Genomic DNA, 12,709 nt, shown 5'->3' with positions numbered 1-12,709 from the left:
TCAGACCGTGAAGCCGAGCGCCCGCAGCTGGTCGCGACCGTCGTCGGTGATCTTGTCCGGGCCCCACGGCGGGTTCCACACCCAGTTGATCCGCAGCTCGTCGACTAAGCCGGCGCCGATCAGCGCGGACCGCGACTGGTCTTCGATGACATCGGTCAACGGGCAGGCCGGCGAGGTCAGCGTCATGTCGATCAGCGCGACGGTGCCCTCGTCGCCTTCTTCCAGGTTCAGCCCGTAGACCAGTCCCAGGTCGACGACGTTGATGCCCAGTTCGGGGTCGACGACGTCGCGCATCGCCTCCTCGATGTCGGCGAGCAGTTCGTTATCCGGTGCGGCGGTCTCGCTCATCCGTTACCTCCTTTGCGCTGGCCTGGGCCAGTGCGTCTTTGAATGCCATCCAGCCGAGCAGCGCGCATTTCACCCGCGCCGGGTATTTGGCGACCCCGGCGAAAGCGACGCCGTCGCCCAGCACCTCCTCGTCGCCCTCCACTGTTCCCCGCGACGAGACCATCTCGGTGAACGCGGCGACGGTCTTGAGCGCCTGGCCGACGCTTTGGCCGATCACCTGCTCGGTGAGTACCGAGGTGGCGGCCTGGCTGATCGAACAGCCGTGCCCGTCGTAGGAGACGTCGGCGATGTGATCGCCGTCGTCGGACAGCGCCACGCGCAGCGTCACCTCGTCGCCGCAGACCGGGTTGACGTGATACACCTGGGCGGCGAACGGTTCCCGCAGCCCGCGGTGCTGGGGATGCTTGTAGTGGTCGAGGATCACGTCCTGATAGATCTGCTCGAGACGCATGCTCAGTCTTTCCCGAAGAAGTCCAGGGCACGTTGCACGCCGGCCACCAGTCGGTCGACCTCCTCGGGCGTGTTGTACACCGCGAACGACGCCCGTGCGGTGGCGGCCAAGCCGAACCGGCGATGCAGCGGCAGCGCGCAGTGGTGCCCGACCCGCACCGCGACGGCGTCGTCGTCGAGCACCTGGCCGACGTCGTGCGCATGCACGCCGTCGACGACGAACGACACGGGCGAGCCGCGGTGCTCCATGGACTGCGGCCCGATGATCCGCACACCTTTGATGGCGGACAGGCCCTCGATGGCGGCGGCGGTCAGTGTGCGTTCGTGGTTTTCGACGGCGTCCATGCCGATCTTGCCGAGGTAGCGGGCAGCCGCGGCCAACGCCACCACCTGCGAAGTCATCGGGGTGCCGGCTTCGAACCGCTGCGGCGGCGGCGCATAGGTGGAGGCTTCCATGGCCACGTTCTCGATCATCGACCCGCCGGTGAGGAACGGCGGCATCGACGCGAGCAGCTCGCGACGGCCGTACAGCACACCAATCCCGTTGGGCCCCAGCATCTTATGCCCGGAAAAGGCGGCGAAGTCGACGTCGAGGGCGTGGAAGTCAACCGGCTCGTGCGGCACCGACTGGCAGGCGTCCAGCACGGTCAGTGCGCCCACCTCTTTAGCCCTGTTTACCAGTTCGGCCACCGGGGCCAGGGCGCCGGTGACGTTCGAATGATGGCTGAAGGCAACCACTTTGACGTTCTGGTCGAGTTGCAGCGAATCCAGGTCGATGCGGCCGTCGTCGGTCACGCCGTACCAGCGCAGGCTGGCGCCGGTGCGCCGGGCGAGTTCCTGCCAGGGCACCAGGTTGGCGTGGTGTTCGAGCTCGGTGGTGACGATGACATCGCCTTCGCCTACCGCATGCTCGAAGCGGTTGTCACCCAAGGTGTAAGACACCAGGTTGAGCGCCTCGGTGGCGTTCCTGGTGAACACAAGCTCGTCGGCCTCGGCGCCCACGAATTCCGCGACATCGGTGCGACCCTGCTCGTAGGCGTCGGTGGCCTCCTCCATCAGCTGATGCGCGCCGCGGTGCACCGCGCCGTTGGAAGTGGTCAAGAATTCTCGCTCGGCGTCGAGCACCTGCACCGGGCGCTGCGACGTGGCACCGGAATCCAAGTAGGCCAGCTGTTTTCCGCCCCGCATCCCGCGCTTGAGGATCGGGAAGTCCGCGCGGATCGCAGCAACGTCAAGTGGGACCATGGTCAGGCCCCCGTGGCCGCCGTTTGCGTGAAGCGCACGTAGCCGTTCTCTTCGAGTTCGTCGGCCAGCTCCGGACCACCCGATTCGATGATCTTGCCGCCGACGAACACGTGCACGAATTGCGGATGGATGTATCGCAGGATCCGGGTGTAGTGCGTGATCAGCAGGATGCCGCCGTGGACTTCCTCTGCGTAGCGGTTGACGCCCTCGCTGACCACTCGCAACGCGTCGACGTCCAGGCCCGAGTCCGTCTCGTCGAGGATCGCGATCTTGGGCTTCAACAAACCCAGCTGCAAGATCTCGTGGCGCTTCTTCTCACCACCCGAAAAGCCTTCGTTGACACTGCGTTCGGCGAACGCCTGGTCGATGTCGAGGGCCTCCATCGCGGACTTGACTTCTTTGACCCAGTGCCGCAGCTTCGGCGCTTCGCCGCGCACAGCGGTGGCCGCGCTGCGCAGGAAGTTCGACATCGACACCCCCGGCACCTCGACCGGGTACTGCATCGCCAAAAACAGTCCGGCGCGGGCGCGTTCGTCGACGGTCATGTCGAGGACATTGGCGCCGTCGAGCGTGATGGAGCCGGACGTCACCGTGTACTTAGGGTGACCGGCGATCGCGTACGACAGGGTGGATTTGCCGGATCCGTTGGGGCCCATCACCGCATGGGTCTCGCCGGAGCGCACGGTCAGGTTGACGCCGTTGAGGATGGGGATCTCGCCGCCGTCGGCTTGGTTTTCGACGCTGACGTGCAAGTCTTTGATTTCCAGAGTGGTCATGAGGCTGTTGTCTTCTCCGTAATGGCCAGTTCGTGTTCGATGGCGTTGGTCAGGCGCTCCCGCACCTCGGGCACCGCGATCTTGGCGATGATCTCGTTGAAGAAACCACGCACCACCAAGCGGCGGGCCTGCTCCTCGGGGATGCCGCGGGAGCGCAGGTAGAACAGTTGCTCGTCGTCGAATCGTCCGGTGGCGCTGGCGTGTCCGGCGCCGACGATTTCGCCGGTCTCGATCTCCAGGTTGGGCACCGAGTCGGCACGCGCGCCGTCGGTGAGCACCAGGTTGCGGTTCACCTCGAAGGTGTCGGTGCCGGTGGCTTCTGCGCGAATCAGCACGTCGCCCACCCAGACGGTGTGCGCGTCGGGCAGATTCGAGTCCGGATCTCCTTGCAGCGCACCCTTGTACAGGGCGTTGGACTTGCAGTCGGGGTGAGCGTGGTCGACCAGCAGCCGTGACTCGAGATGCTGGCCGTCGTCGGCGAAGTACAGGCCGAGGAGCTCGGCGTCGCCGCCCGGCCCGGCGAATCGGACATTGGCCGACATCCGCACCAGCTCACCACCCAGGGTGACCGCGACGTGCCGCAGCACCGCGTCCTTGCCCAGCCGGGCGTGATGCGCGCTGACGTGCACCGCGTCGTCGGCCCAGTCGGCGATCCACACCACCGTCAGCCGGGCAGCGTCGTCGACGACGAATTCGACGTTGTCGGCGTAGGTTCCGCTGCCGCGGTGGTCGACGACGACGACGGCCTCGGCGAGCTCTTCCACCCGGATTTGCAGGTGGCCGTATGCGGTTGCGCCCTCGCCGGGGCCCTCGATCGCGATGTCGACCGGCTCGGCGGTGTTCACCGTCACTACCGTCGCGGAGTTGAACGACGAAAACGCTTGCGCGGCAACCCGGTCAGCGGGTATGCCGCCTTGTCCCAGCCGCTCGTCGCCGCGCCGCACCGTCTCCACGGTGACGCCGGGACGTTCGGCGACGGTAACTTTCGCGCTGCCGGTGGCCCGCGCCGACCCGTCGTGCAGGCCGCGCAACCGCCGCAAGGGGGTGAACCGCCAGATCTCGTCGCGGCCGTGCGGCACTTCGAAGGCGTCGACGTCGAACGAGGTGAAAACCTCGCCCTTGTTGGCTGCGGTCAGGGCCGAACCCTCAACCGCTTCGGTCAGATTCGCCACTAGCCGACCGCGCCTTCCATCTGCAGCTCGATCAGCCGGTTGAGCTCCAGCGCGTATTCCATCGGCAGCTCCTTGGCGATGGGCTCCACGAAGCCGCGCACCACCATCGCCATTGCCTCGTCCTCGGTCAGCCCGCGACTCATCAGGTAGAACAGCTGGTTCTCGCTGACCTTGGACACGGTGGCCTCGTGGCCCATCGTCACGTCGTCTTCGCGGATGTCGACATACGGGTAGGTGTCGCTGCGGCTGACCGTATCGACCAGCAGCGCATCGCATTTCACGCTCGAGCGCGATCCGTGCGCACCCTTGTTCACCTGGACCAGGCCGCGGTAGGACGCCCGGCCGCCGCCGCGGGCCACCGACTTGGACACGATGTTGCTCGACGTGTTCGGCGCCAGGTGCAGCATCTTGGCGCCGGTGTCCTGGTGCTGGCCCTCGCCTGCGAACGCCACCGAGAGCACCTCGCCCTTGGCGTGCTCGCCGGTCATCCACACGGCCGGGTACTTCATAGTGACCTTCGAGCCGATGTTGCCGTCGACCCACTCCATGGTGGCGCCGGCTTCGGCGCGCGCCCGCTTGGTGACCAGGTTGTAGACGTTGTTCGACCAGTTCTGGATCGTCGTGTAACGGCAACGGCCACCGGGCTTTACGATGATCTCCACCACCGCCGAGTGCAGCGAGTCCGACTTGTAGATCGGAGCGGTGCAGCCCTCGACGTAGTGCACGTAGGCGCCCTCGTCGACGATGATCAGCGTCCGCTCGAACTGACCCATGTTCTCGGTGTTGATCCGGAAGTAGGCCTGCAACGGAATATCGACGTGTACGCCGGGCGGGACGTAAATGAACGAGCCGCCACTCCACACCGCAGTGTTCAAGGCAGAGAACTTGTTGTCCCCCGCCGGGATCACCGTGCCGAAGTACTCCTTGAAGATGTCGGGGTGTTCCCGCAGGCCGGTGTCGGTGTCGAGGAAGATAACCCCTTGGGACTCAAGGTCTTCGCGGATCTGGTGGTAAACGACCTCGGACTCGTACTGGGCCGCTACCCCGGCAACCAGACGCTGCTTCTCGGCTTCCGGGATGCCCAGCCTGTCGTAGGTGTTGCGGATGTCTTCCGGCAAGTCATCCCACGTGGCCGCCTGCTTCTCCGTGGAGCGCACGAAGTACTTGATGTTGTCGAAGTCGATGCCCTCGAGGTTGGAGCCCCACTTCGGCATCGGCTTGCGCTCGAAGATGCGCAGGGCCTTGAGCCGGTTCTCCAGCATCCATTCCGGCTCGTTCTTCTTGGCCGAAATGTCGCGCACCACAGCCTCGGACAAGCCACGCTGCGCGCTCGCGCCCGCGACGTCGGAGTCGGCCCAGCCGTAGCCGTACCGGCCCAGCGAAGCGATGGCCTCTTCCTGGGACAACGCTTCTTTGGCCAAGGGGCCACCTATCGGGCGAACCTCAGGGGTGGTCGTCATCTACGACGCTCCTTGCTTGCTCGTGGGGGCTTCGGCGCGGGCTGTGCGCCGAAGGGACTGCTCAGGGTTCAGCGGGACGTGCGTGGTGCACGCGCAGTCGCCGTTGACGATCGTCGCCAGCCGCTGCACGTGAGTGCCGAGCACCTCGGACATCGCCTGCAGCTCGGTCTCGCACAGCTCCGGGAACTCCTCGGCCACATGCGACACCGGGCAGTGGTGCTGGCAGATCTGCACACCGTGGATCGGGCCGTCCACCCGCGTGGTGGTGGTGACGTACCCGGCCTTGCTCAGTGCCGCCGCGACGCGGTCGGCCTTACCCTCGACGTCGGCCTCGGGCGCCGCCGCATCGGACAGAATGCTGTCGATGCGCTGCCGGGCGAACTTGCGGACCGCATCCTCGCCGCCGATCTCCCGCAACTGACGCATCGCCGCCGACGCCAAGTCGTCGTAGCTGTGGTCCAGCTTCGCGCGACCGGCCGCGGTCAGCCGGTACCGCTTCGCCGGGCGTCCCCGGCCCACCTGCTGCCAGGCGGCGGCGGGAACCGACTCGGCCTCGCCGGCGTCGATCAGGGCGTCCAGGTGGCGCCGCACCCCGGCCGCGGACAGCCCGAGCCGGTCACCGATCTGCCCTGCTGTGATAGTCCCGGATTCCAGCAACAACCGCACGACGGCGCTTCGGGTGTGGCCGTCGTGCGTCGAAGCTGCGGCCAGTGCCGCATCCGACGGGATTTTCACAACACCAGTGTGACGCAATTCCGGCGACCGGTCCAGCTGGACCCACCTGCCCGGCAGTTACGCTGCACTGATGGCTGCCCGCCACCACACCCTGAGTTCGTCGATTGCCCGCTGGCATGGCGACGAACAGACCGTCGGGCCGCCGCTCGACGCCGGCGAGCTGGTCGCGGTACGCCGCACTCGGCTGTTCGGCGGCGCCGGCACGGTATTGATGGCGATCGGCGCGCTGGGTGCCGGGGCGCGGCCGGTGGTGCAGGACCCGTCGTTCGGGGTCCGGCTCCTCAACCTGCCGTCGCGCATTCAGACGGTCTCGTTGACGATGACCACCACCGGCGCGGTGATGATGGCGCTGGCCTGGCTGATGCTGGGACGCTTCGCGCTGGGCGATCGGCGTATGTCGCGCGGCGAGCTGGACCGCACCCTGCTGCTGTGGACCATCCCGCTGCTAGTGGCGCCCCCGATGTACAGCAAGGACGTCTACTCCTATCTGGCGCAAAGCCAGATCTGCCGCGAGGGGCTCGACCCCTACCGGGTGGGGCCTGCTCCCGGCCTGGGCCTCGGTCATGTGTTCACGCTGTCGGTGCCCAGCCTGTGGCGCGAGACCCCGGCCCCCTATGGGCCGCTGTTCTTGTGGGTCGGGCGCGGGATTTCGGCGCTGACCGGCGAAAACCTCGTCGCCGCGGTGTTGTGTCACCGATTGGTGGTGCTGGCCGGCGTGGGTCTGATCGTGTGGGCGACCCCGCGACTGGCCCGGCGCTGCGGAGTCGCCGAGGTCAGCGCGCTGTGGCTGGGCGCCGCCAACCCGCTGCTGATCATGCATCTGGTCGCCGGCATCCACAACGAGGCGCTGATGCTCGGGCTGATGCTCACCGGCACCGAATTCGCCTTGCGGGGCGTGGACTCGACACGGCGGCTGATTCCCGAACATCGGCGCCACTGGCACGAGTGGGTGCCGCTGGTCGAGCTTCTGGTCGGAGCGATCCTGATCACGCTGTCCTCGCAGGTGAAGCTGCCGTCGCTGCTAGCGTTGGGGTTCGTCGCGATGGCGCTGGCCTGCCGCTGGGGCAGCAGCGTGCGGGCGTTCCTGCTGGCCGGCGGGCTGATGGCGGGCTTGGCGCTGGCCGTGATGGCGCTGGTCGGCTGGGCCAGCCGGCTGGGCTTCGGCTGGGTCTTCACCCTCGGCACCGCTAACGTCGTCCGCAGCTGGATGTCGCCGCCGACGCTGTTGGCGCTGGGCACCGGGCAGGTCGGCATCCTGCTGGGCCTGGGTGATCACACCACCGCTGTGTTGTCGCTGACCCGTGGCATCGGCGTGCTGATCATCGCGGTGATGGTGTGCTGGCTGTTGTGGGCGGTCTTCCGCGGCAGGCTGCATCCCGTCGGCGGGCTGGGCGTCGCGCTCGGCGTCACGGTGCTGCTGTTCCCGGTGGTGCAGCCGTGGTACCTGTTGTGGGCGATCATCCCGCTGGCCGCCTGGGCCACCCGCGCCGGCTTCCGGATCGCGGCGATCGGCGTCACGATCGTCGTCGGCGTCTTCGGGCCCACCGCCAACGGCGACCGCTTCGCGTTGTTCCAGATCGTCGATGCCACGGTGGCCAGCACGATCATCGTCCTGCTGCTGATCGCAACGACCTACACCCGCCTGCCGTGGCGCCAAATTCGCGCCGAGGGCGCCGAGCTGCTGCACGACGCGCTGTCCCCGGATGTGCTGAGCGACACCGAGACCCGGGAGCCCGCGCCGGTACCCGGCGCTTACGCTGAGTCCCCGTGACCTCCGCCTCGAACATCCCGCTGCGGCTGCGCGGGGTATCCAAGCGGTACGGGTCGACGACGGCGGTGGACGGCCTCGACCTCGAGGTACACGCCGCCGAGGTGTTCGCGTTGCTGGGTCCCAACGGGGCCGGCAAGACGACGACGGTCGAGATGTGCGAGGGCTTCGTCCGCCCCGACGCCGGCACCATCGAGGTGCTGGGCCTGGACCCGATCGCCGACAATGCGCGGCTGCGCGAACGCATCGGGGTGATGCTGCAGGGCGGCGGCGGCTACCCGGCCGCCCGCGCCGGCGAGATGCTCCAGCTGGTGGCTGCTTATGCCGCCGACCCGCTGGACCCCGATTGGCTGCTGACCACGCTGGGTCTGACCGACGCCGCCCGCACCACCTACCGGCGGCTGTCCGGCGGCCAGCAGCAGCGGCTGGCGCTGGCCTGCGCGCTGGTCGGCCGTCCCGAGCTGGTTTTCCTCGACGAGCCGACCGCCGGCATGGATGCGCATGCCCGGCTGCTGGTGTGGGAGCTGATCGACGCGCTGCGCCGCGACGGCGTGACCGTGGTGTTGACCACTCACCAGCTCAAGGAGGCCGAGGAACTGGCCGACCGGCTGGTGATCATCGACCACGGAGCGGCGGTGGCCGCCGGCACGCCGGCCGAGCTGATGCGCAGCGGCGCCAAAGACCAGTTGCGGTTCAGCGCACCGCCGCGGCTGGACCTGTCGCTGCTGATCTCCGCGCTGCCGGAGAACTACCGGGCCAGCGAGCTGGCGCCCGGCGAGTATCTGGTCGAAGGCCCCGTCGACCCGCAGGTGCTGGCCACGGTGACGGCGTGGTGCGCGCAAATCGACGTGCTGGCCACCGACATGCGCGTCGAGCAACGCAGCCTGGAGGACGTGTTCTTGGATCTGACCGGCCGAGAGTTGCGATCATGACCGAATCGCCTTTTCCCGCAGGGACTTTCACACCGAACCCGCGACCCAACACGGTCGGGCGGATGCTCGCGGCGCAGTTCAGCCTGGAGCTGAAGCTGTTGCTGCGCAACGGCGAGCAGTTGCTTCTGACCATGTTCATCCCGATCACGCTGCTGGTGGGTCTGACACTGCTACCGCTCGGCTCGTTCGGCGACAACCGTGCGGCCACCTTTGTCCCGGCGATCATGGCGCTCGCGGTGATCTCCACCGCGTTCACCGGCCAGGCGATCGCGGTTGCCTTCGACCGCCGCTACGGCGCCCTCAAACGGCTGGGCGCCACCGCGCTGCCGGTGTGGGGGATCATCGCCGGCAAGTCGCTGGCCGTGGTCGCTGTCGTCTTTCTGCAGGCAATTGTCTTGGGGGCCATCGGTTTTGGACTGGGATGGCGGCCCGACATCGCAGGGCTGGGGCTGGGCGCCGTGATCATCGCACTGGGCACCGCCGGGTTCGCCGCGCTGGGTCTGCTGCTGGGCGGCACCCTGCGCGCCGAGATCGTGCTGGCCGTCGCCAACCTGCTGTGGTTCGTCTTCGCCGGATTGGGCGCGTTGACCGTGGAGACCAGCCTGGTGCCGACCGCGGTCAAGTGGGCCGCGCGGCTCACCCCGTCCGGAGCGCTCACCGAAGCGCTGTCACAGGCGATGAGCGTGTCGGTCGACTGGTTCGGCGTCGCCGTCCTGGCCGTCTGGGGCGCGCTGGGCGGATTGGCCGCCCTGCGCTGGTTCCGCTTCACCTGACTTCGGCCGCGACCGGTCCCGCGCCGAGTGTGCGGATTCATACGCCCGCATCGGCGCGTCGCGTACGAAACCACACACTCAGCGCCCTACTACGGCTTGTAGTTCTCAGTCGCCTACGATCGGGTCCGTGACGACCACGACGATGCCCGTCGGTCGCTGGCTGCTGCGTTTGGTGGACCTGCTGCCGATGCCGAGCGTGCGCACGCAGCGGATGATCGCGGCGCTGGTCATCCTGACGCAGGGAGGCATCGCCGTCACCGGCGCCATCGTCCGGGTCACGGCGTCCGGATTGGGTTGTCCGACCTGGCCGCAGTGCTTCCCGGGCAGCTTCACCCCGGTGGCCGTCGCCGAGGTGCCCCGCATCCACCAGGCCGTCGAGTTCGGCAACCGCATGGTGACCTTCGGGGTGGTGATCGCCGCAGCATTGGCGGTGCTCGTAGTCACCAGGGCTCGGCGCCGCGCCGAAGTGCAGGTCTACGCGTGGCTGATGCCCGCCTCGACGGTGGCGCAGGCCGTGATCGGCGGCATCACCGTGCTCACCGGCCTGTTGTGGTGGACGGTCGCCGTCCACCTCCTGGCCTCGATGACGATGGTGTGGCTGGCCGTGCTGCTCTACGTCAAGATCGGCGAACCCGACGCCGGGGTGGTCAGCCCCACAGTGGTCAAGCCCCTGCGCGGGCTCACCCTGCTCAGCGCGATCACACTGGCCGCCGTGCTGGTGACCGGCACCCTGGTCACCGCGGCCGGTCCGCACGCCGGCGACACCAGCCCGACGCGCACCGTGCCGCGGCTCAAGGTCGAGATCACCACGCTGGTGCACATGCATTCGTCGCTGCTGGTGGCCTACCTGGCGCTGTTGGTCGGGCTGGGTTTTGGGCTGCTGGCCGTCCAGGCCCCCCACCCGGTGCTGCTGCGGCTGGGTGTTCTGGTGCTGCTGGTCTGCGGCCAGGGCCTGGTCGGGACCGTGCAGTTCTTCACCGGGGTGCCGCCCGTCCTGGTCGCCGTGCATGTCGCCGGCGCTGCTTTGTGCACCGCGGCCACTGCGGCGCTATGGGCGTCGATGCGAGAGCGGACCCAACCCCAGCCGCTCCAGAGCTGACTCGACGCTCAACGCGAACTGGCGCTGCGCGTCCTCCCGCGTGGCGTCGTCCAGCAGTTCCCAGCCCAGCGACGGCGCCACCAGATCCAGGGCTGTCAACCGCTGGTCGTCGGTGACGTCGGCGCGGGCGTAGAGCAATTCGTCGGTGCCGATGCTCACGCGTTCGGCCGCCGCGCGCAGCGCCGCATACCCGACATCCCACAGTTCGAAGTCGGCATCGACTGCCCCCTGCGGGCCGAACGCGTACGACTGCGTGCCGCCGAAAAAGACCAGCGCGGTCAGGCTTTCAGCCTTCGACTGCGTCGGCACCCCGGCGTGCTGAAGGTCACGCAAGTATCGGCGATCGCTGTTCCAGGCGACGACGTCGGCGGCGTTGAGCAGGTTGGACGCCCGCTTGGTCCAGCGCAGAAACTCCTTACCCCGGTCGTCGGGAGCCTCCCGCAGGATCACCAGGTCGGCGCGCAACGTGTCGGGGTCGTCCCACGGCATCGACCGCGCGTGCAACCCGCGCTTGCGCAGGGCGGCGATCAGGCCGGCGTCGTTGCCGGTTCCGGCCAGCACGATGCGCGGATGGCGGATATCGGGCCGGGCCAACTTCATGCGGACTCCACACTTGCGGGAATCCCGACATCTTATGCGGGAAAATTCGCCAATCCCGATCTGCGACGGCTGCAAGGCCAATCGCTGTCGGTGGCGGTCGTTACGTTGCATGCTATGTCTCGGTTTCGATTGCTGCCGACGCCAGTTCAGCAGGTAGCGTTGGTGGAGCATTGCCGGCATGCGCGGTTTGTGTGGAACCTGGCCGTGGAACAGCAACAGCTTTGGCAGCGAGGTCGCCGTGGCCCTGATTACCACGAACAGTCGGCACAGTTGACCGAAATCCGCGCCGAATACGATTGGCTGGCCGCTGGCTCGCAAACCGTGCAGCAGCAGGCGCTGCGCGACTTCGCCCAAGCCATGCGCAACTACTTCGCCGGCACCCATCGCCGCCCGACGTGGCGCAAGGCTGGCGTGCATGAAGGCTTCCGGCAAGTCGACCTCAAGCCCCACCACGTCGAAAAGCTCAACCGACGTCATGGGCGAGTCTGGGTCCCCAAAATCGGATGGATCCGATTCCGCTGGACTCGAGCTGTGCCCGCCGGCGTCAAGTCCTATCGCATCACGCAGGACCGGGCCGGACGATGGCACCTCGCCTTCGCGCACATCCCTGACCCGATTCCTGCCCCAGGTGATGGCAGCGTCGTCGGCGTCGATCGCGGGATAACAGTCTCGGTCGCACTGTCCACCGGCGAACTGCTGCACTGCCCCGCCCTGACGCCTGGCGAGCAGACCCGGCTGCGCCGCCTGCAGCAGCGCCTCACCGGCGCCAAACGCGGCTCCGAGCGCCGACAACGCACCAAGTTGGCGATCGCCAAACTCAAAGCCCGCGAAACCGATCGGCGCCGCGATTGGATCGAGAAGACGACGACCAATCTGGCCCGCCAGTTCGACACGATTCGGGTGGAGGACCTCGATGTGCGGGCGATGACCCGCTCGGCGCGCGGCACGCTGGCACAACCGGGGGTTCGGGTCGCGCAGAAACGTGGCCTCAACCGCGCAATCAATCGTCAAGGATGGGGCCGGTTAGTTGCCCGCCTCGACGACAAAGCCGGGGGACGCATCGAGCGGGTCCCGGCCGCGTACACGTCGCAACGATGCTCCGTCTGCGGACACGTCGCACCGGAAAACCGCAAGAGCCAAGCGGTCTTCGCGTGCGTCGCCTGCAAAGCGGAACCGTGCAATGCCGACGTGAACGCAGCACGCAACATCGCCGCCGGGCGGGCGGTGCCAGCACGGGGAGACCTCGCCATCAGGCGGTCTGCGAACCGTGAACCCCAACCCAGCTGTCCTGCTGTCTAAGTAGCCAGCCCGGGTTGGAATCTCCAGACTTATGTCGGGGAGGACGTCAAGA

Annotated in this window: 13 protein-coding genes; 5 read left to right on the top strand and 8 right to left on the bottom strand. The window is 67.7% G+C overall.

Going from position 1 to position 12,709, the window contains the following annotated elements:
* Genes MFM001_RS12835 through MFM001_RS12805 form a run of 7 tightly spaced genes read right to left on the bottom strand, consistent with a single transcriptional unit; the run spans position 1 to position 6,243 of the window.
* Positions 1-348 (bottom strand): metal-sulfur cluster assembly factor, encoded by a 348-nt coding sequence (locus MFM001_RS12835; protein ID WP_116375645.1) that lies wholly within the window; start codon positions 346-348, stop codon positions 1-3.
* Positions 323-805 carry a Fe-S cluster assembly sulfur transfer protein SufU gene (gene sufU, locus MFM001_RS12830; RefSeq protein ID WP_116375644.1) on the bottom strand — a complete coding sequence of 161 codons (483 nt, stop codon included), beginning with the start codon at positions 803-805 and terminating at the stop codon, positions 323-325. Before sufU ends, MFM001_RS12835 begins: the two co-directional genes overlap by 26 nt.
* The gene (locus MFM001_RS12825) at positions 802-2,043 is read right to left on the bottom strand and encodes a cysteine desulfurase (protein ID WP_116375643.1); all 1,242 of its coding nucleotides are present in this window, start codon (positions 2,041-2,043) and stop codon (positions 802-804) included. The genes sufU and MFM001_RS12825 overlap by 4 nt, the downstream gene beginning before the upstream one ends.
* A gap of 2 nt (positions 2,044-2,045) precedes the next feature.
* Entirely contained in the window at positions 2,046-2,819 is a 774-nt protein-coding gene (gene sufC, locus MFM001_RS12820; protein WP_116375642.1) for a Fe-S cluster assembly ATPase SufC, read from the bottom strand.
* Complete coding sequence (gene sufD, locus MFM001_RS12815; RefSeq protein ID WP_116375641.1) at positions 2,816-3,991, bottom strand: Fe-S cluster assembly protein SufD; 1,176 nt, start codon at positions 3,989-3,991, stop codon at positions 2,816-2,818. Before sufD ends, sufC begins: the two co-directional genes overlap by 4 nt.
* The gene (gene sufB, locus MFM001_RS12810; RefSeq protein WP_116375640.1) at positions 3,991-5,451 is read right to left on the bottom strand and encodes a Fe-S cluster assembly protein SufB; all 1,461 of its coding nucleotides are present in this window, start codon (positions 5,449-5,451) and stop codon (positions 3,991-3,993) included. Before sufB ends, sufD begins: the two co-directional genes overlap by 1 nt.
* The gene (locus MFM001_RS12805; RefSeq protein ID WP_116375639.1) at positions 5,452-6,243 is read right to left on the bottom strand and encodes a metalloregulator ArsR/SmtB family transcription factor; all 792 of its coding nucleotides are present in this window, start codon (positions 6,241-6,243) and stop codon (positions 5,452-5,454) included.
* 13 nt (positions 6,244-6,256) lie between these two features.
* Between MFM001_RS12805 and mptB the strand changes: the two genes are divergently transcribed.
* The 4 genes from mptB to MFM001_RS12785 all read left to right on the top strand — a co-directional run bounded on the left by mptB (position 6,257) and on the right by MFM001_RS12785 (position 10,758).
* Positions 6,257-7,957 carry a polyprenol phosphomannose-dependent alpha 1,6 mannosyltransferase MptB gene (mptB, locus tag MFM001_RS12800; protein WP_116375638.1) on the top strand — a complete coding sequence of 567 codons (1,701 nt, stop codon included), beginning with the start codon at positions 6,257-6,259 and terminating at the stop codon, positions 7,955-7,957.
* Positions 7,954-8,886 carry an ABC transporter ATP-binding protein gene (locus MFM001_RS12795; RefSeq protein WP_238159141.1) on the top strand — a complete coding sequence of 311 codons (933 nt, stop codon included), beginning with the start codon at positions 7,954-7,956 and terminating at the stop codon, positions 8,884-8,886. Before mptB ends, MFM001_RS12795 begins: the two co-directional genes overlap by 4 nt.
* A complete protein-coding gene (locus MFM001_RS12790; RefSeq protein WP_116375637.1) occupies positions 8,883-9,659 on the top strand; it encodes an ABC transporter permease in 777 nt (258 codons plus the stop codon). The genes MFM001_RS12795 and MFM001_RS12790 overlap by 4 nt, the downstream gene beginning before the upstream one ends.
* Before the next feature lie 187 nt (positions 9,660-9,846).
* Entirely contained in the window at positions 9,847-10,758 is a 912-nt protein-coding gene (locus MFM001_RS12785) for a heme A synthase (RefSeq protein ID WP_238159152.1), read from the top strand.
* Here the strand turns inward: MFM001_RS12785 and MFM001_RS12780 are convergent.
* On the bottom strand, positions 10,708-11,358 hold the full coding sequence (locus MFM001_RS12780) for a hypothetical protein (protein WP_116375636.1): 651 nt from the start codon (positions 11,356-11,358) through the stop codon (positions 10,708-10,710). The two genes, MFM001_RS12785 and MFM001_RS12780, sit on opposite strands and share 51 nt — an antisense overlap.
* A gap of 114 nt (positions 11,359-11,472) precedes the next feature.
* Here MFM001_RS12780 and MFM001_RS12775 point away from each other — a divergent pair, with 114 nt between their 5' ends.
* Positions 11,473-12,657, top strand: a complete 1,185-nt coding sequence (locus tag MFM001_RS12775; RefSeq protein WP_116375635.1) for an RNA-guided endonuclease TnpB family protein — start codon at positions 11,473-11,475, stop codon at positions 12,655-12,657.
* The last annotated feature ends 52 nt before the right edge of the window (positions 12,658-12,709 follow it).

It is taken from the genome of Mycobacterium sp. MFM001 (genome assembly GCF_003402475.1).
Classification (GTDB): Bacteria; Actinomycetota; Actinomycetes; order Mycobacteriales; family Mycobacteriaceae; genus Mycobacterium.
This window is presented reverse-complemented; position numbering and strand designations above follow the sequence as displayed.